Origin of the sequence: Pseudomonas sp. NY15181 (genome assembly GCF_048068055.1) — a bacterium.
Lineage (GTDB): Bacteria > Pseudomonadota > Gammaproteobacteria > Pseudomonadales > Pseudomonadaceae > Pseudomonas.
The window spans coordinates 18,919-39,376 of the sequence record NZ_JBLUPT010000006.1 but is presented as its reverse complement, the minus strand read 5'-3'; the positions used below and the strand labels follow the sequence as shown (position 1 = coordinate 39,376).

Annotated in this window: 18 protein-coding genes; 8 read left to right on the top strand and 10 right to left on the bottom strand. The window is 68.0% G+C overall.

Features of this window, described 5'->3' with window-relative positions:
* Positions 1 to 47: 47 nt before the first annotated feature.
* Positions 48 to 548 (bottom strand): thiol peroxidase, encoded by a 501-nt coding sequence (tpx, locus tag ACNFBT_RS15515; RefSeq protein WP_371226394.1) that lies wholly within the window; start codon positions 546 to 548, stop codon positions 48 to 50.
* A 160-nt stretch (positions 549 to 708) separates the two neighbouring features.
* The gene (locus tag ACNFBT_RS15510; RefSeq protein WP_416750741.1) at positions 709 to 1,608 is read right to left on the bottom strand and encodes a LysR family transcriptional regulator; all 900 of its coding nucleotides are present in this window, start codon (positions 1,606 to 1,608) and stop codon (positions 709 to 711) included.
* A gap of 115 nt (positions 1,609 to 1,723) precedes the next feature.
* Between ACNFBT_RS15510 and ACNFBT_RS15505 the strand changes: the two genes are divergently transcribed.
* Together ACNFBT_RS15505 and ACNFBT_RS15500 are read left to right on the top strand one after the other, a co-directional pair.
* A complete protein-coding gene (locus tag ACNFBT_RS15505) occupies positions 1,724 to 2,716 on the top strand; it encodes an aldo/keto reductase (protein ID WP_416750739.1) in 993 nt (330 codons plus the stop codon).
* Positions 2,717 to 2,775: 59 nt separating this feature from the next.
* Positions 2,776 to 3,237 (top strand): thermonuclease family protein, encoded by a 462-nt coding sequence (locus tag ACNFBT_RS15500; RefSeq protein WP_416750738.1) that lies wholly within the window; start codon positions 2,776 to 2,778, stop codon positions 3,235 to 3,237.
* A gap of 4 nt (positions 3,238 to 3,241) precedes the next feature.
* On the opposite strand, the gene mnmH is transcribed toward ACNFBT_RS15500, so the two are convergent.
* Complete coding sequence (gene mnmH, locus ACNFBT_RS15495) at positions 3,242 to 4,342, bottom strand: tRNA 2-selenouridine(34) synthase MnmH (RefSeq protein ID WP_416750736.1); 1,101 nt, start codon at positions 4,340 to 4,342, stop codon at positions 3,242 to 3,244.
* Positions 4,342 to 5,376, bottom strand: coding sequence for a selenide, water dikinase SelD (gene selD, locus ACNFBT_RS15490; RefSeq protein WP_416750735.1), 1,035 nt, complete (start codon positions 5,374 to 5,376; stop codon positions 4,342 to 4,344). The genes mnmH and selD overlap by 1 nt, the downstream gene beginning before the upstream one ends.
* 107 nt (positions 5,377 to 5,483) lie before the next feature.
* Between selD and ACNFBT_RS15485 the strand changes: the two genes are divergently transcribed.
* Positions 5,484 to 6,521: a patatin-like phospholipase family protein gene (locus tag ACNFBT_RS15485; RefSeq protein ID WP_416750733.1), complete on the top strand. Its 1,038-nt coding sequence runs from the start codon at positions 5,484 to 5,486 to the stop codon at positions 6,519 to 6,521.
* Positions 6,522 to 7,050: 529 nt separating this feature from the next.
* Here the strand turns inward: ACNFBT_RS15485 and ACNFBT_RS15480 are convergent.
* The 6 genes from ACNFBT_RS15480 to kdpF form a co-directional block, all read right to left on the bottom strand.
* Positions 7,051 to 7,743, bottom strand: coding sequence for a response regulator (locus ACNFBT_RS15480; protein ID WP_416751209.1), 693 nt, complete (start codon positions 7,741 to 7,743; stop codon positions 7,051 to 7,053).
* A 43-nt stretch (positions 7,744 to 7,786) separates the two neighbouring features.
* Positions 7,787 to 10,444 (bottom strand): ATP-binding protein, encoded by a 2,658-nt coding sequence (locus ACNFBT_RS15475; protein ID WP_416750731.1) that lies wholly within the window; start codon positions 10,442 to 10,444, stop codon positions 7,787 to 7,789.
* A gap of 155 nt (positions 10,445 to 10,599) precedes the next feature.
* A complete protein-coding gene (gene kdpC / locus ACNFBT_RS15470; protein ID WP_416750729.1) occupies positions 10,600 to 11,148 on the bottom strand; it encodes a potassium-transporting ATPase subunit KdpC in 549 nt (182 codons plus the stop codon).
* A gap of 172 nt (positions 11,149 to 11,320) precedes the next feature.
* Positions 11,321 to 13,405 (bottom strand): potassium-transporting ATPase subunit KdpB, encoded by a 2,085-nt coding sequence (gene kdpB, locus ACNFBT_RS15465; protein WP_416750727.1) that lies wholly within the window; start codon positions 13,403 to 13,405, stop codon positions 11,321 to 11,323.
* 12 nt (positions 13,406 to 13,417) lie between these two features.
* Entirely contained in the window at positions 13,418 to 15,112 is a 1,695-nt protein-coding gene (kdpA, locus tag ACNFBT_RS15460; RefSeq protein WP_416750725.1) for a potassium-transporting ATPase subunit KdpA, read from the bottom strand.
* A gap of 8 nt (positions 15,113 to 15,120) precedes the next feature.
* The gene (gene kdpF, locus ACNFBT_RS15455; protein ID WP_090262021.1) at positions 15,121 to 15,210 is read right to left on the bottom strand and encodes a K(+)-transporting ATPase subunit F; all 90 of its coding nucleotides are present in this window, start codon (positions 15,208 to 15,210) and stop codon (positions 15,121 to 15,123) included.
* Between the two features lie 321 nt (positions 15,211 to 15,531).
* On the opposite strand from kdpF, the gene ACNFBT_RS15450 reads away from it, so the two are divergent.
* The 5 genes from ACNFBT_RS15450 to ACNFBT_RS15430 all read left to right on the top strand — a co-directional run bounded on the left by ACNFBT_RS15450 (position 15,532) and on the right by ACNFBT_RS15430 (position 20,260).
* On the top strand, positions 15,532 to 16,290 hold the full coding sequence (locus ACNFBT_RS15450) for a response regulator (protein WP_416750723.1): 759 nt from the start codon (positions 15,532 to 15,534) through the stop codon (positions 16,288 to 16,290).
* Positions 16,271 to 17,353, top strand: a complete 1,083-nt coding sequence (locus tag ACNFBT_RS15445; protein WP_416750721.1) for a sensor histidine kinase — start codon at positions 16,271 to 16,273, stop codon at positions 17,351 to 17,353. The genes ACNFBT_RS15450 and ACNFBT_RS15445 overlap by 20 nt, the downstream gene beginning before the upstream one ends.
* A 106-nt stretch (positions 17,354 to 17,459) precedes the next feature.
* Positions 17,460 to 18,182: a XopAW family type III secretion system calcium-binding effector gene (gene xopAW / locus ACNFBT_RS15440; RefSeq protein ID WP_416750719.1), complete on the top strand. Its 723-nt coding sequence runs from the start codon at positions 17,460 to 17,462 to the stop codon at positions 18,180 to 18,182.
* 119 nt (positions 18,183 to 18,301) lie between these two features.
* Positions 18,302 to 18,949 (top strand): FadR/GntR family transcriptional regulator, encoded by a 648-nt coding sequence (locus tag ACNFBT_RS15435; protein WP_416750717.1) that lies wholly within the window; start codon positions 18,302 to 18,304, stop codon positions 18,947 to 18,949.
* Between the two features lie 30 nt (positions 18,950 to 18,979).
* Positions 18,980 to 20,260, top strand: coding sequence for a CynX/NimT family MFS transporter (locus ACNFBT_RS15430; protein WP_416750715.1), 1,281 nt, complete (start codon positions 18,980 to 18,982; stop codon positions 20,258 to 20,260).
* Positions 20,261 to 20,458 lie beyond the last annotated feature (198 nt).

Sequence of the window (20,458 nt, the reverse complement as noted above, 5' to 3'; positions counted from 1 at the left end):
GGGTTCCGACCAGCCGGGCCGACCTTGCAGGTCGGCCCGGTTCGACATCAGCTGAGGGCAGCGATGGCGGCGGCGTAGTTCGGCTCGTCGGCGATTTCACCGACCAGCTCGCTGTGCAGCACCTTGTTCTGCTCGTCCAGCACCACGACGGCGCGGGCAGCCAGGCCAACCAGCGGACCGCTGGAGATGGCCACACCGTAGTTGGCGAGGAACTCACGGCCACGCAGGGTGGACAGGTTGACCACGTTCTCCAGGCCTTCGGCGCCGCAGAAGCGCGCCTGGGCGAACGGCAGGTCGGCGGAAACGCACAGCACCACGGTGTTGGCCAGCTTGCTCGCCTCGGCGTTGAACTTGCGCACGGAGGTGGCGCAGGTCGGGGTGTCGACGCTGGGGAAGATGTTCAGCACCTTGCGCTTGCCGGCGTAGGTTTCCAGGGTGACGTCGGAAAGGTCGCCAGCGACCAGCTTGAGGGCCGGAGCCTGTTCGCCTTTCTGCGGCAGCTTGCCATCGACGGAAACCGGATTGCCCTTGAGGGTGACTTGAGCCATTGCTTGGATCCTTCTGGTGAGGGGTGGCAGCGTTGGCGGAGTGCCAACACCGCCCGAGGAATCGGGGCCGGGGGGCAAATCCTAGCACGACTTGCCCTAGCGGAACGCTCGGATATGCGGAGGATTTCCCGTCGGGAACACGGCAGTGACAGTTGAGCTGTCACCCATTCTGCCCGGCGAACAACTGCGCCAGCCAATCGGAAAACACCCGCAACCGCCGCGACATCTGCCGCCGCACCGGATACAGCACGCTCAACGCCAGCGGCGGCGGACGCCAGGCCTCCAACACCTCCACCAGCTCACCGCTGGCCAGCCCATCGCACAGATGATAGCGCGGCGCCTGGATCAGCCCGAAACCGGCGCGGCAAGCGGCGATATAGGCATCAGCATTATTCACCGTGATCCGACTCGGTAATCGAGTGGTACGCAGCCCCGAATCGAAGCCGAACTCCAGGTCGAAGATGCGTCCGCTGGACGCCGACTGGTAATTCACCGCCAGATGCCCGGCCAGCCGATCCGGATGCTCCGGCACGCCATATTCCTCAAGGTACGAGCGGCTCACGCAGGTGAGCTGCTCCAGCTCGGCAATACGCCGCCCCACCAGGCTGGAGTCAGGCAGATCACCCCCGCGCAGTACGCAATCCACGCCCTCGCGCACCAGGTCCACCTGGCGGTCGTTGAGGCTCAGTTCCAGCTCGATTTGCGGATAGCGGCGGCAGAACGCCGGCAGCGCCGGGATCACCACCAGCCGCCCCAGCGAGCTGAGCAGGTCGACCCGCAGCTTGCCGCGCGGGTTGTCCGGCGACTCGGAGAAACAGCTTTCCGCCTCCTCCAGGTCCTCCAGCAGCCGCACGCAGCGCTCGTAATAGGCCTGGCCGTCGGCAGTGACGCTGACCTGGCGCGTGGTACGGCGCAGCAACTGTACGCCCAGGTGCGACTCCAGCTGCTGGATCAACTGGGTCACGCTGGCGCGCGGCAGCTGCAGGCTGTCCGCCGCCTTGCCGAAGGCCTTGAGTTCGACGATGCGGGTGAACACCTGCATGGCCTGCAAGCGGTCCATGACGAAGCTCCGATTATTCATTTCAGCCAAATAGTTAAACCGTAATCAGCCGGTTTATCCATGCACGCCAAACAACAAGAATGAATCCGCTTCCCCACTTCCCGGAGAACTGAGCATGAAAACCCGCCGCCTCGGCCCGCAGGGCCCCAGCGTTTCCGCCATCGGCCTCGGCTGCATGGGCATGTCCGACTTCTATACCACCGGCATCGACGAGAAGGAGTCCATCGCCACCCTGCACCACGCCCTGGAACTGGGCGTCACGCTCCTCGACACCGCCGACGTCTACGGCCCGCACACCAACGAGGAACTGCTCGGCCGGGCATTGAAAGGCAAGCGCGGGCAGATTTTCCTCGCCACCAAGTTCGGCCTGGTGCGCAACCCCGACCAGCCCGCGAGCCGGGGGACCAATGGGCGGCCGGAGTATGTGCGGCAAGCCGTGGAAGGCAGCCTGAAACGCCTGGGTACCGACCACATCGACCTCTACTACCAGCACCGCGTCGACCCCACGGTGCCCATCGAGGAAACCGTAGGCGCCATGGCCGAGCTGGTGCGGGCCGGCAAGGTGCGCTACCTGGGTCTGAGCGAAGCCTCGGCCGACACCCTGGAGCGCGCCCACAAGGTCCACCCGATCACCGCCCTGCAAAGCGAATACTCGCTGTGGACCCGCGATCCGGAGGAAAACGGCGTGCTGGAAGCCTGCCGCCGCCTGGGCATCGGCTTCGTCCCCTACAGCCCGCTGGGACGCGGCTTCCTCACCGGCGCGCTGCAGAGCCCCGAAGACTTCGCCGAGGATGACTACCGCCGCTTCAGCCCGCGCTTCACCGGGGAAAACTTCGCGAAGAACCTGCAACTGGTGGGAAAAATCGGCGAACTGGCGGCAGAGCGCGGAGTAAAGCCGTCGCAGCTGGCGCTAGCCTGGGTACTGGCGCAGGGCGAGCATCTGGTGCCGATTCCGGGTACCAAGCAGCGCAAGTACCTGGAGGAGAACGTCGCCGCCGTGGCGCTGGAACTCAGCGCGGACGAACTGGCCGGGATCGACGCCATCTTCCCCGCCGGCGCCGCTGCCGGCGGGCGCTACAGCGAAGAGGTCATGCGCCTGATCCAGTGAGCCGGCGCCCTGCCAGCGAACGCCAGCGGTTATGCTGGCGTTCCCTTGATGGAGGCCCCATGCGACGGATTCCCGCCCTGCTGTTGATGACCCTGTCCTGCGCCGCGCTGGCGCAGGAAGACTGCCGGATCACCGCCGTTCACAGCGGTGATCGGCTCAGTTGCCAGACCAGTGGCGGCGCACCCCTGACCATTCGCCTGCGCGGCATCGACGCCCCCACACCCGATCAACCCTTCGGCGAGCGCGCCCGCGAAACTCTGCAACGACTCACGCTGGGCAAGACCGCCAACCTGCGCGCAGCACAACGTGAGGTGGACGGATCGCTGCGCGCGGCGGTCTGGGTCGAGCCGGCCGACTGTCCCGGCTGCGGCCAGACGCTGGACGCCGGCCGGGTGCTGTTGAGCGTCGGCCTGGCGCACTGGCGACAGACGGATGAGCAGACGGCCGAAGAGAAAGGCCAGTACGAATTCGAAGAGCAGGAAGCAAGGGCGCGACGTATCGGCCTGTGGCGCGCCCGCTGAGAACTCAGCGCTCCGCGCGGAAGCGCAGGTACTCGACCACCTCGGCCTGGGTGCCACGGAACTCGATGCGCGATTCCTTGCTCTCGCGCTGGAAGGCGTACATCGGGTCGTAGTACTCGCTCAGCAGCCCTTCGATCCAGCCCCGGTGCAGATCCACCGCGCCGCTGCGTTTCTGCTCCTCCAGGGCCGCGTCCATGATCGCGGCAAGGCGCTGGTAGCGCTCGCCGCCCAGGCGCTTGACGATGCCCGACAGGCTCTTGCGCAGATAGGCCGCGAAGGCGTCGAAGCCGCCCTCCTCGCCCACCACCTGCACATGGTCGGCGCACAGGTCGATCACGTAGTCCTTGAGAATGCGTTCCACGCGCTGTTCGAAGCTGTCGTCCAGCCACACCAGCGGGTAGTGCTGCATGCCCTGGTACAGCTCCAGCGGCACCGAGCAGCTGCCGACGATGCGCCCTTCATCCTCCAGCACGAACTGCTCCATGCCGGCGTGGCGCTTCTTCAGGATGTCGATGGCCAGGCGGTTCTCGAAATCGATCTGCGCCGGCTGCGGCGTGGCACGACGACCGAAAGCGGAGCCCCGATGGTTGGCGTGGCCTTCCAGGTCGAGGCTGTTGGCCAGTTGGGCGACCACCTCGGTCTTGCCGGTGCCGGTCAGGCCACCGACCAGCACGAACTGGCACTCCTCGGCCGCCGCCTGGGTGGTGTCATAGAGAAAGCCCCGCATCGCCTTGTAGCCACCGACCACGCGCGGGTAATCGATGCCGGCCTCGCTCTTGAGCCACTGCTGGGTGATCTGCGAACGCAGGCCACCGCGGAAGCAGTACAGGTAGCCCTCGGGATTGGCCTTGGCGAAAGCCGCCCAGGCTTCGATCCGCGCGGCCTTGACCTTGCCGCAGACCAGTTCGTGGCCCAGGGCGATGGCCGCCTGCTGGCCGTTCTGCTTGTAGCAGGTACCGACCTTCTGCCGCTCGACGTCGTTCATCAGCGGCAGGTTCACGGTGTTCGGGAAGGCGCCCTTGTCGAACTCGACCGGGGCGCGCACGTCCATCATCTTCACATCGCCGAGGAACAGCTCGCGGTAGTGGAGGGTGTTGTCACGCATCACGCCACCTCGACCGCGTGACGCTGTCGGCCGACCAGTTCGCCGATGGGCGCCAGATCCAGGCCCAGCTCCTTCGCGGCGGCCAGGAACTGCGCCTCGCCTTCCGGCTCCACCGCCACCAGCAGGCCGCCGCTGGTCTGGGGGTCGCACAGCAGCAGCTTGTGCAGCTCCGGCAATGGCGCGATGCGCTCGCCGTAGCTGTCGAAGTTGCGCAGGGTGCCGCCGGGCACGCAGCCCGCTTCCAGGTAGTACTCGACGCTGGCAAGGCGCGGCACGGCCGCATAGCGGATACGAGCAGTCAGCCCGCTGCCGTCGGCCATTTCCACCAGGTGGCCGAGCAGGCCGAAGCCGGTGACGTCGGTCATGGCGCGCACGCCTTCCAGCTTGCCGAAGCGCGAGCCGGGCTTGTTCAGGGTGCACATCCAGTCGCGGGCGACGCCGACGTCCTCGGCGCGCAGTTTGGACTTCTTCTCGGCGGTGGTGAGGATGCCGATGCCCAGCGGCTTGGTCAGGTACAGCTTGCAGCCTTCGGTGGCGGTGTCGTTGCGCTTCATGAAGCGCTTCTCGACCATGCCGGTGACCGCCAAGCCGAAGATCGGCTCGGGCGCGTCGATGGAGTGGCCGCCGGCCAGGGGGATGCCGGCTTCGTCACAGACCTTGCGGCCGCCGGCAATCACTTCGCGGGCGATTTCCGGCGCCAGCACGTTAACCGGCCAGCCGAGGATGGCGATCGCCATCAGCGGATCGCCGCCCATCGCGTAGATGTCGCTGATGGCGTTGGTGGCGGCGATGCGGCCGAAGTCGAAGGGATCGTCGACGATCGGCATGAAGAAGTCGGTGGTGGACACCACGCCGCGCTCGGCGTCGATAGCATAGACAGCGGCGTCATCGCGCGAGGCGTTGCCGACCCACAGGTTCGGGTCAAGGTTCTGCGCGCCGCTGCCGGCGAGGATGACCTCCAGGACCTTGGGGGAAATCTTGCAACCACAGCCGGCACCATGGCTGTACTGGGTCAGGCGGATCGGTTCGCTCATCGCGGACTCCGGCGAAAGAAAAACAGACGACGATTCTAGCAAAGCCGACCTTGGCGCGGCTTGTGCCCCAGCGTATCGTCGAAACGTTTCGCAAGGGGGAATGCCCGATGTCAAAACAGATCGCGCTGGTACTTGGCTCCGGCGGCGCACGGGGTTACGCGCACATTGGCGTGATCGAAGAGATCGAACGGCGCGGCTACGAGATCGTCTGCATTGCCGGCTGCTCGATGGGCTCGGTGATCGGCGGCATCTACGCCGCCGGCAAGCTCGAGGAATACCGCGACTGGGTGGAAAGCCTGGATTACCTGGACGTGCTGCGACTGCTGGATGTGAGCTTCCGCCTCGGCGCCATCCGTGGCGAGCGGGTGTTCGGCAAGATCCACGAAATGCTCGGCGAGATCGACATCGAAGACCTGCCGATCCCCTACACCGCCGTGGCCACCGACCTCACCAACCAGCAGGAAATCTGGTTCCAGGAAGGCTGCCTGCACCAGGCCATGCGTGCCTCGGCGGCGATCCCCAGCCTGTTCACCCCGGTCATGCAGGGCAGCCGCATGCTGGTGGACGGCGGCCTGCTCAACCCGCTGCCGATCGTCCCGGTGGTCTCGACCCACGCCGACCTGATCGTCGCGGTCAACCTCAACGCCACCAACCAGCGCCAGTATTCGCTGCCGGTGATCGAGCGCCCGCCCGCCCTCATGGGCCGCTTCGACGCGGTGATTTCCGGCCTGTCCAGCAAGCTGAGCTTCTTCCGTCGTGGCGAGAGCGAAGCACCGCCGGAACTGCTGGCCGACGCCCTGCTCCACCCGGTGCCCGCCGCCTCCGAGGAGCCGGCCGAGCCGGAGATGCAGCAGCCGGCCGCCGCCCCACGAGGCAAGGGCTCGCCGCGCTCGGCCACCGGCAGCCGGGTGATCGACAGCAGCAGCCCGGCGTCCCTGCTGGAGCTGGTGAACCAGAGCTTCGAGGTGATGCAGACGTCGCTGGCGCAGTACAAGATCGCCGGCTACCCGCCGGACATCCTGATCAACGTGCCCAAGCGCGTGTGCCGTTTCTTCGAGTTCTACAAGGCCCCGGAGCTGATCGCCCTCGGCCGGCAGATCGCCAGCGATACGCTGGATCGGTATGAGGAAGAGAATCGGTATTGACCGCCGGTGTTGTGTGGTTCGCGAGTAGGCTCGCTCCTACAACGAGCGCGACACGCGTGTGCCCCCTTCAGAATCAGATTCCGCCGCGAGGGATTTCGCGGACAAAGTCCGCTCCTACGGGAGCCCATCCCTCCTCTCTGGCTTTGGCTCTTGCCCTTGATGTCTTCCAGAGAAATATCCGCACACACCGGAGCGCCCCTTCAGGAGGCCGAGTGGAATCGGAGTTTCAGGGGTTGAGCGGCATGGATGCCGCGAGAGCGTCGTTGGGCCAGGGATGGCCCGTCGACGCGTGCCCCTGAAACTCCGATGGAGCGAGGGTATTTTTCGCCTAAGCGAAAAACCGGATGCAGGGGCAAGCCCTTTTGGTTCCTTTTGGGGCGCCAAAAGGGACTCGCCCGAGGGGGCGAAACAAAATCTCTCAGCACACGCCGTAGCGGCGCAGAACACCCAAACAAGAAGAGCATCGCGGACGGAGTCCGCTCCTACGAAAACGGTGATGCCGGAGTCAGCCTGTAGGAGCTCCGTGCGATCAACTCTCGCGCAAGCGGTAGCCGACACCCGCCTCGGTAACGATGAATCGCGGACTGGCCGGGTCATCGGCGAGTTTCTGCCGCAGGTGGCCTACGACGACGCGCAGGTAGTGGGTGTCCGCGGTATGCGTCGGCCCCCAGATATCCTTGAGCAACTGCTGCTGGGTAACCACGCGACCAAGGTGGCGCGCCAGCGTCGAGAGCACGGCGTATTCCTTACGGGTCAACGAGACTTCGGCGCCGTCGAGCAGCACCCGGCGGTAGGAGAAGTCCACACTCAACGGGCCAACCGCGATCACGGCCTCCTGCGTCTCGCCGCTGCCGCCCTGGCGCAGCAGCACACGGATGCGCGCGAGGAATTCCTGGATGCCGAAGGGCTTGGTCACGTAGTCGTTGGCGCCGCCGTCCAGCGCCAGCACCTTCTCGCTCTCGCTGGCGCGCACCGAGAGCACCAGCACCGGTACCTGCGACCACTCGCGCAGTTCGCGCAACACGTCCTGGCCGTCCTTGTCCGGCAGGCCGAGATCCAGCACCACCAGGTCCGGGCGGCCCAGCGCGGCCTGGGCCAGGCCCTCTTCGCCAGTGCCCGCCTCCAGCACCTTGTAGCCGCCGGCGCTGAGGCTGATGCGGAGGAACTTGCGGATCTGCGGTTCGTCGTCGACGACCAGGATGGTGGCGGCGCTGGCGTTCATCGGGGAACTGGACTGGCTGGCGGGGCCGTCCAGCTTGAGCCTTTCAGACAGCGGCATCAAGCTGCTCCATGTCCGGCTGCTGCTGCAGCGGCAGGTGCAGCACGAGGGTCGTGCCGCGCCCGTCGATACCGTCTTCCACCGTGATCCGCCCGCCGTGGGCGCCGACCATGCCCTGGCAGATCGCCAGGCCCAGCCCGGTGCCCTGCCCGCCGCGATCGCCACGGGCGGCGGTATAGAACATGTCGAAGATCTTCTCACGTTCGGCCAGTGGAATCCCCGGCCCCTCGTCGCTGACCGAGAAGCGCAATTCGCCCTCGACCGCCTCCACCGCCACGCGCAGGCGGCCCTGGGGTGGCGAGAAGCGCGCGGCGTTTTCCAGCACGTTGACCAGCGCCTGCTCGATCAGCGCGGCGTGCACGTAGAGCAGCGGCAACTCGGGCGGCACGCGGGTTTCCATGCGATACGGAGCAACCACCGCGCGCAGGCGATTGAGCGCGCTGCCGACGATGTCGCCGGGCGACACCCAGTCGCGCGAGAGTTTCAGGCCACCGTGGCCGAGGCGGGTCATGTCCAGCAGGTTCTGGATATAGCGGTCCAGGCGCTCGGCCTCGTCGCGGGTGCTTTCCAGCAGCTCGCGACGGTCGTCGGGCGGAATCGCGTCGCCGAGGGCCAGAAGGCTGTCGATGGCGCCGCGCATGGAGGTCAGCGGCGTGCGCAGGTCGTGGCTGACCGAGGCCAGCAGCGCGCTGCGCAGTTGTTCGGTTTCGCCGTGCAGGCGTGCAGCTTCGAGGTCTTCGGCGAGGCGTGCACGGGCCAGCGCCTGCGCCAGCGGTTGCCCTAGGGCCGCGAGCAGACGGCGGCGCGAGCCGGGTAACGGCTGTGCATCGCGCGGGCTGACACCGAGCAGCGCCAGCGGGCCGTCCTCGCCGGACAGCGGCCACCACCACCAGCGCCCGCTCGGCAGCGTGCCGGTACCCAGGCCGGCGGACTGGTCGTGCTGCCAGGCCCAATCGGCGGCGGCACGCTCCTGGTCGTCCAGCGCTCGGTTCAGCCCGCCCTCCACTTTCCACTCGCCGTTGACCCGGCCGAGCAGGCAGATGTCCAGCCCTTGCCAACCGCTGAGCTGTTGCACGGCGGCAGCCATCACCGCCTTGCGGTCGGTGGCGGCGGTGAGCTTGCGCGACAGCTCGAGCAGTTGGCTGGTCTCCTCCTGGGTCTCGCGCAGCGCCTGCAGTTGCCGGAGCTGGCGGGCGGCAAGGTTGCCGGTGAGCCCGGCCATGAGCAGGAAGAACAGCAGGGTCAGCACGTCCTCCTCACGCTGGATGGCGAAGGAGAAATGCGGCGGGATGAACAGGAAGTCGTAGGCCAGGAACGACAGCACCGCGCACGCCAGCGCCGGGCCGAGGCTGCTGCGCACCGCCACCAGCAATACGGCGGCCAGGAACACCAGGGAGATATTCGGCAGCTCCAGCACACTCGCCACCGCCCAGGCCAGCGCACTGGCGCCGGCAGCAGCGAGTGCCGCCAGCAGGTAGTCACCCCAGGGCCAGGGCGCCTGCGCGCGCGCCTTGGGCGGAGCGAGATCGGCCTCGCTGTCGAGCACGCTGATTTCCAGCCCGTCGCCCAGGCGCAGCAGGCGCGCCGCCAGGCCACCGCCGAACAGCCGGCGATACCAGCGCTGCCGTGAACGCCCCACCAGCAGCAGGCTGGCGCGGCGCTCCTTGGCGTGCTCGACCAGGGTGCGCGCCACTTCGCCGCCGCGCAGCTCCACTACGTCGCCGCCCAGGCGTTCGGCCAGTTGCTGGGCGCTCTGCAGTTGCATGCGCGACTCTTCGCTGCGCGCCTCGCCGGTATCGACGTGGACCAGCGACCACGGCAGGTGCCGACGCTCGGCCACGCGGCAGGCATGGCGCACCAGGCGCTCGGCATTGCGCTCGCCGTCCACGCCGACCAGCAGCCGCCCACGCACCGCCGGGGCGTCGCCGCCCTGCTGGCGGTAGCGGTGGGCCAGGTCGGCATCGACCCGTGCCGCTGCAGTCTGCATGGTCAGCTCACGCAGCGCGGTGAGGTTGGTCTGGCTGAAGAAGGCATCGATGGCGGCGCGGGCCTGTTCGGGCACGTAGACCTTGCCCTCGCGCAGGCGCTCGAGCAGCTCGCGGGGCGGCAGGTCCACCAGCAGCAGGTCGTAGGCCTCCTGCAACACCCAGTCGGGGACGGTTTCGCGTACCTGTACGCCGGTGATATCGCGCACCTGGTCATTGAGGCTTTCCAGGTGCTGCACGTTGACCGTGGTGTAGACGTCGATGCCGGCCGACAGCAGTTCCTGGATGTCCTGCCAGCGCTTGGCGTGGCGGCTGCCGGGGGCATTGCTGTGGGCCAGCTCGTCGACCAGCGCCAGTTGCGGCGGATCGGCCAGCAAGCCGTCGAGGTCCATTTCCACCAGCTTGATGCCACGGTACTCGGAGCGTTTGAGCACCTGCTGCGGCAGACCGGCGAGCAAGGCCTCGGTCTCGGCGCGGCCGTGGGTCTCGACTATGCCCACGCGCAGGTTCACGCCCTGGCGCAGCTGGCTCTGGGCGGCCTGCAGCATGGCGTAGGTCTTGCCGACCCCCGGCGCGGCGCCGAGGAACACTTTCAGTCGGCCACGGCCCATGCTCGGCAGGTCGGCAAGCAGGGCGTCGGCGCGGTTGGGGTCGGTCATGTCGCTATCCTCGGAGCGCTCCTGGCGCTCGCCTCATCAAGTGGAGTGAAGGCTCTAGAGCCGCTCACCCCAGCCCTCTCCCAAAGGGAGAGGGGGTTGTCCGTGGCGCGCTGGAGACATTGTGCTACGGCCCGGACTGCAGTTGGCGCTGGAGTCTAGCGAGGCAGGCTGGCCAGGGCCATGTTCAGCGCCAGCACGTTGACCACGGCGGGGCCGATCAGCGGGCGCTCGGTGTTCGCCTCCACCAGCTTTTCCAGGCTGGCGGCCGGTACGCCGCGCTCCAGGGCGATGCGCGGCACCTGGTACAGCGCAGCGGCAGGCGGCAACTGCGGATCGAGGCCGCTGCCGGAGGTGGTGACCAGCGCCAGCGGCACCGGCTGGGCGCCGATCTGCTGGGCGGCGGCGTCCTTGGCGATGCGCTCGGCCAGCGCCGGGTTGCCGGGCGCGAGGTTGCTGGCGCTGCTGGAGACGGTGGCGAAATCACCGGCCGAGGGGCGCGAGTGGAACCACTGGGCGCCGTCGAATTTCTGTGCGATCAGGGCCGAGCCGCGCACATTGCCGTTCTCGTCGCGCACCAGGCTGCCGTTGGCCTGGTCGTGGAAGGCCACCTGGGCGATGCCGGTGACGGCCAGCGGATAGACGACGCCGGTGATCGCGCTGAGCAGGACCAGGGAGGCGATAGCGGGGCGGAGTTGGTTGAGCATGTTCGTGTTCCTCTGTTGGGTTCGGAGCGGGGCATCGGCCCTCACCCCAGCCCTCTCCCAGAGGGAGAGGGAGCCGTTCGGTGTGTCCGGCGAGTTCAGCGTTTCCCAATCACTCCGGACGGTCCCCTCTTCCATTGGGAGAGGGTTAGGGTGAGGGGAAAAGGCGCGCGCCTCAGGCCAACCCCACCGCCACCAGAATCATGTCGATCACCTTGATCCCCACGAAGGGCGCGACCAGCCCGCCCACTCCGTAGATCAGCAGGTTGCGCCGCAGCAGCTGCGAGGCATCCGTGGCCTGCACGCGCACGCCGCGCAGGGCCAGGGGGATCAGCGCAACGATGATCAGCGCGTTGAACACGATGGCCGAGAGAATCGCGCTCTGCGGGCTGGCCAGTTTCATGACGTTGAGCACGCCCAGTTGCGGGTAGATGCCGGCGAACAGCGCGGGGAGGATGGCGAAGTACTTGGCCACGTCGTTGGCCACCGAGAAGGTGGTCAGCGCGCCACGGGTCACCAGCAGTTCCTTGCCCACCTGCACCACGTCCAGCAGCTTGGTCGGGTCGCTGTCCAGGTCCACCAGGTTGGCGGCCTCGCGGGCGGCCTGGGTACCGTCGTTCATGGCCATGCCGACGTCCGCCTGCGCCAGGGCCGGAGCATCGTTGGCGCCGTCGCCGCACATGGCGACCATGCGCCCCTCGCCCTGCTCCTGGCGGATGCGCGCCAGCTTCTTCTCCGGGGTGGCTTCGGCGATCACGTCGTCCACACCGGCCTCGGCGGCAATGGCGGCGGCGGTCAGCGGGTTATCGCCGGTCACCATCACGGTGCGGATACCCATGCGACGCAGTTCGGCGAAGCGCTCGCGGATGCCCGGTTTGACCACATCCTTCAAGTGGATGGCGCCCAGCAGCTTGCCGTCGGCCACCACCAGCAGCGGCGTGCCGCCGCTCTGGGCGATGCGTTCGATCTCTTTCGCCAGCGACTCCGGCATCTGCTTGCGGTCCATGCCGACGAAGGCCAGCGCGGCGTCCACCGCCCCCTTGCGATAGACGTGACCGTCGAAGTCGATGCCCGACAGGCGCGTCTCGGCGCTGAAGGCCACCGGGGTGACGCGGTTGCGCTCCGGCTCCGGCAGGATGATCTCTGCGCGCAGGCTCTCGGTTTGTAAGAATTCGACAATAGACTTGCCCTCCGGCGTGTCGTCCGCCAGCGAGGCAAGGAAGGCGCCCTCGGCCAGCTCCAGCGGCTGCACGCCGGGGGCGGTGTGCAGTGCGCTGCAGCGGCGGTTGCCGAAGGTGATGGTGCCGGTCTTGTCGAGCATCAGCACGTGCACGTCCCCCGCCGCTTCCACGGCGCGGCCGGACTTGGCGATGACGTTCAGGCGCACCAGGCGGTCCATGCCGGCGATGCCGATGGCCGAGAGCAAACCGCCAATGGTGGTGGGGATCAGGGTCACCAGCAGCGCCACCAGGAACACCAGCGGCAGCTTGCCCCCGGCGAACAGGGCGAAGGGTTTCAGGGTGACGACCACCAGCAGGAAGATCAGGGTCAGGCCGATCAGCAGGATGTCCAGCGCCACTTCGTTGGGGGTCTTCTGCCGCTTGGCGCCTTCCACCAGGGCGATCATCCGGTCGAGGGTGGATTCGCCGGGGTTGGCGGTGATCTTCACCAACAGCCAGTCGGAAACCAGCCGGGTGTTGCCGGTCACCGCCGAGCGGTCGCCGCCGGACTCGCGGATCACCGGCGCGGATTCGCCGGTGATGGCGGCTTCGTTGACCGCCGCCACGCCTTCGATCACCTCGCCGTCGCCGGGGATCAGCTCGCCAGCCTCGACCCGCACCACGTCACCTTTACGCAGGCTGCTGGCGGCGACTTTCTCGAAGCTGCCGCTGGCGGTCCGGCGCAGGCCCTGCAGGCCCTGGGTGCCCGCTTTCAGGCTGTCGGCGCGGGCCTTGCCGCGGCCCTCGGCGAGGGCTTCGGCGAAGTTGGCGAAGAGCACGGTGAACCACAGCCAGACGGCGATCTGCACCGCCACGATGGTCGGCACAGCCTCGCCGCCCACCACGCAGAGCACGGTAGTCAGCACGGCGGTCAGGGCCACCACCAGCATCACCGGCGAGCGTTGCAGCTGGCGCGGGTCGAGCTTGGCGAAGGCCTGCACCAGCGCCGGCCTCCAGAGTGCGGAGAAGGCGGTGGTCGGGCGTTTGTCGGCGCTTCTCGACGGGTTGTTCAGGGCGAGATCCTGGGTACGCGCATTCATTGCGAAAGCTCCTCAGAAACCGAGCGTCAGGTGATCGGCCACCGGGCCCAGCACCAGCGTCGGCAGGAAATTCAGGCCGCCCACCAGCAGGATGGTGGCGGTCAGCAGGCTGACGAACAGCAGGCCGTGGGTCGGGAAACTGTTGGGGCCGACCGGGGTGGCCTTCTTCGCCGCCAGGCTGCCGGCGATCGCCAGCACCGGCAGGATGTAGCCGAAGCGGCCGATCAGCATGGCCAGGGCGATCATCAGGTTGTGGAACGGGGTATTGGCGCCGAACCCGGCGAAGGCCGAACCGTTGTTCGCGGTGCCCGAGGTGTAGGCATAGAGCAGCTGGCTGAAGCCGTGGGGGCCTGGATTGGTGACCGCGGCGGCCGGGCCCGGCAGGCTGGCGGCGATGGCGCCGAGCACCAGCACGCCCACCGGCATCACCAGCAGGGTCGCCACCAGCAGGCGGACTTCGCGGGCTTCGAGCTTCTTGCCCAGGTATTCCGGGGTGCGGCCGACCATCAGCCCGGCGAGGAACACGGCGATCAGGACAAACAGCAGCATGCCGTAGAGACCGGCGCCGACTCCGCCGAAGATCACCTCGCCGAGCATCATGTTGATCATCGCCACCATGCCCGACAGCGGATTGAGGCTGTCATGCATGGCGTTCACCGAGCCGTTGGACGCCGAGGTGGTGGTCACCGACCAGAGCACGCTGGCGGTGGTGCCGAAGCGGCTTTCCTTGCCTTCCAGCGGCGCGGCCTGCTCCACCGGCAGCGCACTGAGCACCGGGTTGGGCTGGTACTCGGCCCACAGCGACACGCCCAGCCCGAGGCAGAACAGCACCAGCATGCAGCCGAGGATGGCGCGGCTCTGGCGCAGGTCCTTCACGTAGTAGCCGAAGGTGAACACCAGCGCGGCCGGGATCAGGATGATCGAGACGACCTCGAACAGGTTGCTCCAGATGGTCGGGTTCTCGAACGGGTGCGCCGAGTTCACGCCGAAGAAACCGCCGCCGTTGGTGCCCAGTTGCTTGATGGCGATCTGGCTGGCGGCCGGGCCCAGCGGGATGGACTGGTCGGCGCCCTGCAGGGTCAGGGCGTGGGCGTAGTCGAGGAAGGTCTGCGGCACGCCCTGCCAGACCAGCAACAGCGCCAGCAGCAGGCACAGCGGGATCAGCCCGTAGAGGGTGGCGCGGGTCAGGTCGACCCAGAAGTTGCCCAGATTGTGCGTCGACTTGCGCGCGATGCCACGGGCCAGGGCCACCAGCACGGCCAAGCCGACGGCGGCGCTGACGAAGTTCTGCACGGTCAGGCCGAGCATCTGGCTCAGGTAGCTGAGCGAGGCTTCGCCGCTATAGGACTGCCAGTTGGTGTTGGTGACGAAGCTCACCGCGGTGTTGAACGCCAGGGTCCACTCCAGGCCCGGCAGGTGCTGCGGGTTGAGCGGCAGCGAGCCTTGCAGCAGCAGGATCGAGAACAGCAGGACCAGGCCGGCGAGGTTGAAGACGAGTAGCGCGACGGTGTAGCCCTTCCAGTCCTGCTCCTGTTCGGGATCGATGCCGCAGGCGCGATAGATTGCCCGTTCCACCGGCAGGAAAACGGGACTCAGGAAGGTGCGCTGCCCTTCCATCACCTTGAAGTAAAAACGCCCGAGGAAGGGTGCTGGCAGCAGCACCAGCGCCAGGAAGGCGACGATCAGCAGTACGTCATGGCTGTTCATGGCCACTCCTAGGAACGGTCGGCGCGCAGCAGCGCCACCAGCAGATAAATGAACAGTGCCGTGGCCAGGACCAGGGACACACCGTCGAGCACGCTCATGATTTCTCTCTCCTCACGCGGGCGACTCCATCGCTTTGCGCGGCTCTTGCCGCTTGACGGAAATTTTCCCCATGAAGGGCGTAAAGGAGCGATTCCCGAGGTGCTGGCGGGGCATAAAGAAAGCGTAAAAAACCGCTCAAAAGCGCCGGCTCGCGGGCATGTATCGGAGCCGTTACAGAGCCGACACGCTGGAGACACCCGCCGGCCCCAGCCTCGCTCAGCGTGGCCCTGCCCGCGGCGTCGGGTTAGCATGTGCACCGTCGCGTATCCCGCGCGGCCCGCCGGCCCGCCCTGCCCCCGTTTCCTGCGACAGGCCTCCCCATGCAGCACACTTCTTCCGACGACCCGCGCCGCTGGACCACCCGCGCCCTGCTGGTGGACGACGACGAGCCGATCCGCGAACTGCTCTGCGGCTACCTGGCGCGCTTCAATATCGAGGCCCACGGCGTGGCCGATGGTGTGGGCATGCGCCGCGCCCTGCAGGACGGCAGCTATGACGTGGTGGTGCTCGACCTGATGCTGCCCGGCGAGGACGGCCTGTCGCTGTGCCGCTACCTGCGCGCCGAGTCGGACATTCCGATCCTGATGCTCACCGCCCGCTGCGAGCCGGCCGACCGCATCATCGGCCTGGAACTGGGCGCCGACGACTACATGGCCAAGCCCTTTGAACCGCGCGAGCTGGTGGCGCGCATCCAGACCATCCTGCGCCGGGTGCGCGGCGGCAACGGCCCCGGTGGCGAGGACGGCGTGCGCGGCGAACCGCGCGCCCAGGTGCGCTTCGACCAGTGGCGTCTGGACAGCGTGCTGCGCCAGCTGCACGCGCCGGACGGTCTGGTGGTGCCGCTATCCAACGCCGAATTCCGCCTGCTCTGGGTGTTCCTCGAACGCCCGCGCCGGGTGCTCAACCGCGAGCTGCTGCTGGACGCCGCCCGTGGCCGCGCCATCGAGGCCTTCGACCGCAGCATCGACCTGCTGGTCTCGCGCCTGCGGCAGAAGCTCGGCGACGACCCGCGCTCGCCCCGGCTGATCAAGACCGTGCGTGGCGAAGGCTACCTGTTCGATGTCCGCGACATCGCCTGAGCCGGCGCCCCAGGGCGCGCAGGAGCCGCCGCTCAAGCGCGCGGACAGCCTGTTCGCGCGGCTGTTCGGGGTCTTCCTGCTGGCCATCGTGATCGCCCACCTGCTGGCCTTCGCCTGGTTCAGCCACTACGGCCCGCACCAGCCTCCGCCACCTCCCCCGCCGCCACCGGAACACGCCTTCCAGCAAGGACCGCCCCCGGGCCCGCCGCCACGCCATCCGCCGTTCTGGAGCCTGCCGTTCCTCTTCCAGCTGTTGGCATTGGTTGGCGCCGCCGGCATCGGCGCGTGCCTGCTCGCCCGCCCGGTGCGGCGCCTGGGCGATGCCGCGCTGCGCCTCTCCGAAGACCTGGACAGCCCGCCCTTGCCGGAAACCGGCCCGCACGAGGCACGTCAGGCCGCCCGCGCCTTCAACCGCATGCGCGAACGCATCCGCGAACAGGTGCAGCAGCGCAGCCGCATGCTGGTGGCGGTGTCCCATGACCTGCGCACGCCGCTGTCGCGCCTGCGTCTGCGCGTCGAGGAAGTCGACAACCCGCAGCTGCGCACGCGCATCAGCCAGGACCTGGCCGAGATGATCGGCATGCTCGACTCCACCCTGCACTACCTGCAGCAGGAACGCGCCAGCGAGCCGCCGCAGTGGCTCGACATGAAGGCGCTGGTGGACTCCCTGGCCGAGGACGTCTGCGAACGTGGCGAGGATGTCGGCGTGGACGGCTATTGCGCACCGCTCAAGGTGCAGCCGATGGCCCTGCGCTCGTGCCTGAACAACCTGCTGGACAACGCCCTGCGCTACGCCAGCGACGTCTGCATCGAGCTGCACGACGGCCCCCACGAGGTGGAAATCCGCGTACGCGACCACGGCCCGGGCATTCCCGCCGAACTGCGCGAGCAGGTGTTCGAGCCCTTCTTCCGCCTGGAAGGCTCGCGCAACCGCAACTCCGGCGGTGTCGGCCTCGGCCTTGCCATCGCCCGCGACGCCGCGCGGCGCCAGGGCGGCGAGCTGTTCTTCGAGGAGACCCTCGGCGGCGGCGCCACCGCCGTGCTGCGCCTGCCGCGCAGCTGAGATCCCCGTGTAGAAAGCCGCATACAAAGCGCACAAACCCGCGACACAGACGCCATCGAGGCTGCGACAACCGGAGAACCCTCCGGGCAACCAGGGAGACAGTCCTATGATCAGTGGCGTCAGCGGCTACACGAGCTACTACTCCGGCTCGACGCTCGCCAAGACCCAGGCCGCCAGCAGCACGACCGGCACCCAGACTGGCAGTTGCGGCGGCGCACAGGGCAAGGCGAAGTTCGACGAAGACCTGTTCAAGTCCATCGACAACGATGGCGACGGCAACATCAGCAAGGACGAACTGACCTCGGCGCTTTCGTCCAGCGACGACAGCGGCAGCAGCGACATCGACGTCGATGACCTGCTCAGCCAGCTCGACGGCGATGGCAGCGGCGGCATCTCGCAGAGCGAACTGTCGGCGGCCATGCCACCGCCTCCGCCACCCGGCGGGATGGGCGGCCCCGGCGGTGCGGGCGGCTCCAGCGAGGACGCGCTCAGCTCGCTGGATACCAACGGCGATGGGGTGATCAGCGCCGACGAGCTGGCGGCTGCCGGCAGCAGTGACGGCAGCGACAAGCTCAGCCAGCTGTTCAGCAAGCTCGACAGCGACGGCAGTGGCGGCATCAGCAGCGACGAACTGGCCAGCGCCTTCAAGGCCGAAGGCCGTGGCGATGGCCCGCCGCCACCGCCGCCGTCGCGCAGCCAGTCCGCCGATGGCTCCAGCACCAGCGACGCCTACCAGAAGCTGGTGGCCAACCTGCTCAGGCAGTACCAGAGCAGCGACGCCACGGCCCTCCAGGCCAGCAGCGGCAGCCTGGTGAACATCGCCGCCTGATCCGCGTGGCGAAATTGGCCGCCGGGGCGTGCGTCCCGGCGGTCTCTCCCATTTGCAACCCGCCCCGGTCATGCCCTAGGCTTGGCACCTGTACATTCATCCGATGATTGGATGTTTCCATGCCCAGCCCCATTCAGAAGCGCTCGCTGGTGGATATCGCCCTCGAGCAGATCCGCCTGCGAATCGACGACGGCACCTGGCCCCTAGGCCAGCGCCTGCCGCCGGAACCCGAACTTGCCGAGTCCCTCGGCATCAGCCGCAACACCGTGCGCGAAGCGGTGCGGGTGCTGACCTTCTCCGGCGTGCTGGAAGTGCGCCAGGGCGACGGCACCTACGTGCGCGCCTGCGCCAATCCGCTGGACACCATGCTGGTGCTGGCGCGCAGCTCGGTGGAACAGGCCCTCGAAGCACGCGGCATCATCGAGGTGGAAGCCAGCCGGCTGGCCGCCGGGCGCCGTACCGATGCGGACATCCAGGCCCTGCGCGAAGCCCTGGAGGCCTCCGCCGCTCGCCATGGCGGCGCGCTGGACGACTACATCGTCCATGACCTGATCTTCCACCAGCGCGTGGTCGACAGCGCCCACAACCCGGTGCTCAGCGAGCTGTACCGCTACTTCTCCCAAGTGATCCGCGCCGGCCTGGAACGCACCATCGGCGACCCCAGCCGACCGCAGCCGAGCTTCGAACTGCACCGCGACCTGCTCGACGCCATCGAGCGCGGCGATGCCGACGCCGCCGCCTGCGCCAACCGCGCCTTGCTGATCTGACGTCTTCTGCCTTTTGCCGGAATGCCCACCATGTCCCTGCCCCACGATCCACACGCCGCCGAACACAAGCGCGCCTGCCCGCCGGAAGAACTGCTGGTCGACGCCGAAGCCAACGACGAACCGACGCCCCCGGCGCACCCGCCGCGTCCCTGGCTGCTGCTCCTGGGCCTGGTGCTGGTGGCGCTGAACCTGCGCCCTGCGCTGTCCAGCCTCGCCCCGCTGCTCAATACCGTACGCGACGGCACCGGCCTGTCGGCGGCCGCCGCCGGCCTGCTGACCACCCTGCCGGTGCTCTGTCTGGGCCTGTTCGCGCCCCTGGCGCCGATGCTCGCCCGCCGCCTCGGCGCTGAGCGCACGGTGCTGCTGATCCTGCTCACCCTGGCCGCCGGCATCGTGCTGCGCAGCCTGTTCCCGGTGGCCGGGCTGTTCCTCGGCAGCCTGGTGGCCGGCGCCAGCATCGGCATCATCGGCGTGCTGCTGCCGGGCATCGTCAAGCGCGACTTCCCGCACATCGCCGGGACCATGACCGGCGTCTACACCATGGCGCTGTGCCTCGGCGCGGCCACCGCCGCCGGCGCCACCGTGCCGCTGTCCGGGCTGATGGGCGACAGCTGGCAACTGGCGCTGGCGTTCTGGGCGTTGCCGGCGGTAGTCGCCGCGCTGGTCTGGCTGCCGCAAACCCGGCAGAACCACCACGCCCACCGCGCGGTGTACAAGGTGAAAGGCCTGTGGCGCGAGCCGCTGGCCTGGCAGGTCACCCTGTACATGGGCCTGCAATCGTCACTGGCCTACATCGTCTTCGGCTGGGTGCCGTCGATCCTCATCGACCGGGGCTTGAGCCCGGTGGAGGCCGGGCTGGTGCTATCCGGTTCGGTGATGGTGCAGCTGTTCAGCGCCCTGGCCGGCCCCTGGCTGGCCACCCGCGGCAAGGACCAGCGCCTGGCCGTAGTGATCGTCATGAGCCTCACCCTGGCGGGTCTGCTCGGCCTGCTCTACGCGCCGCTGTCGGGCATCTGGGGCTGGGCGGTGGTGCTCGGCCTCGGCCAGGGCGCCACCTTCGCCATCGCGCTGGCGCTGATCGTGCTGCGCTCGCCCGACTCCCACGTCGCCTCCAACCTCTCCGGCATGGCCCAGGGCGTGGGCTACACGCTGGCGGCCTGTGGGCCCTTCCTGGTCGGCGTGGTGCACGACGTCACCGGCGGCTGGAGCGCGACCGGGGTGATTTTCGTGGTGGTGTCGGTCGCGGCGATTGGCTTCGGCCTGGGGGCCGGGCGGGATCGGTTGGTGCGGGCGAAGAGCGAGCACGTGTAAAGCGATTTTCTGTTGGAACGAGGGGGACGACTGGTTCTTGCTCACGAACCGCGCCCTGTCATTGCCTTGGAGTGGACGAGATGACTTTCGCGGACAAGGTCCGCTCCTACAGGAGCCGTGCTCTGGCCTTTAGGGCCTTCCAGTGAAATACCCGAGCACTCCGAACCGCCCCTTTCAGGAGGCCTCGATGAAGCGGAG

Bases quoted from the DNA above. Each gene is read 5' to 3' on its own strand.
- kdpF (WP_090262021.1), bottom strand. From the start codon at position 15,210: ATGAGCGTGCTCGACGGTGTGTCCCTGGTCCTGGCCACGGCACTGTTC.
- ACNFBT_RS15485 (WP_416750733.1), top strand. From the start codon at position 5,484: ATGTCAAAACAGATCGCGCTGGTACTTGGCTCCGGCGGCGCACGGGGT.
- ACNFBT_RS15435 (WP_416750717.1), top strand. From the start codon at position 18,302: ATGCCCAGCCCCATTCAGAAGCGCTCGCTGGTGGATATCGCCCTCGAG.
- ACNFBT_RS15500 (WP_416750738.1), top strand. From the start codon at position 2,776: ATGCGACGGATTCCCGCCCTGCTGTTGATGACCCTGTCCTGCGCCGCG.
- mnmH (WP_416750736.1), bottom strand. From the start codon at position 4,342: ATGCGTGACAACACCCTCCACTACCGCGAGCTGTTCCTCGGCGATGTG.
- ACNFBT_RS15505 (WP_416750739.1), top strand. From the start codon at position 1,724: ATGAAAACCCGCCGCCTCGGCCCGCAGGGCCCCAGCGTTTCCGCCATC.
- ACNFBT_RS15480 (WP_416751209.1), bottom strand. From the start codon at position 7,743: ATGAACGCCAGCGCCGCCACCATCCTGGTCGTCGACGACGAACCGCAG.
- ACNFBT_RS15475 (WP_416750731.1), bottom strand. From the start codon at position 10,444: ATGACCGACCCCAACCGCGCCGACGCCCTGCTTGCCGACCTGCCGAGC.
- kdpB (WP_416750727.1), bottom strand. From the start codon at position 13,405: ATGAATGCGCGTACCCAGGATCTCGCCCTGAACAACCCGTCGAGAAGC.
- kdpC (WP_416750729.1), bottom strand. From the start codon at position 11,148: ATGCTCAACCAACTCCGCCCCGCTATCGCCTCCCTGGTCCTGCTCAGC.
- ACNFBT_RS15445 (WP_416750721.1), top strand. From the start codon at position 16,271: ATGTCCGCGACATCGCCTGAGCCGGCGCCCCAGGGCGCGCAGGAGCCG.
- kdpA (WP_416750725.1), bottom strand. From the start codon at position 15,112: ATGAACAGCCATGACGTACTGCTGATCGTCGCCTTCCTGGCGCTGGTG.
- ACNFBT_RS15510 (WP_416750741.1), bottom strand. From the start codon at position 1,608: ATGGACCGCTTGCAGGCCATGCAGGTGTTCACCCGCATCGTCGAACTC.
- ACNFBT_RS15430 (WP_416750715.1), top strand. From the start codon at position 18,980: ATGTCCCTGCCCCACGATCCACACGCCGCCGAACACAAGCGCGCCTGC.
- selD (WP_416750735.1), bottom strand. From the start codon at position 5,376: ATGAGCGAACCGATCCGCCTGACCCAGTACAGCCATGGTGCCGGCTGT.
- tpx (WP_371226394.1), bottom strand. From the start codon at position 548: ATGGCTCAAGTCACCCTCAAGGGCAATCCGGTTTCCGTCGATGGCAAG.
- xopAW (WP_416750719.1), top strand. From the start codon at position 17,460: ATGATCAGTGGCGTCAGCGGCTACACGAGCTACTACTCCGGCTCGACG.
- ACNFBT_RS15450 (WP_416750723.1), top strand. From the start codon at position 15,532: ATGCAGCACACTTCTTCCGACGACCCGCGCCGCTGGACCACCCGCGCC.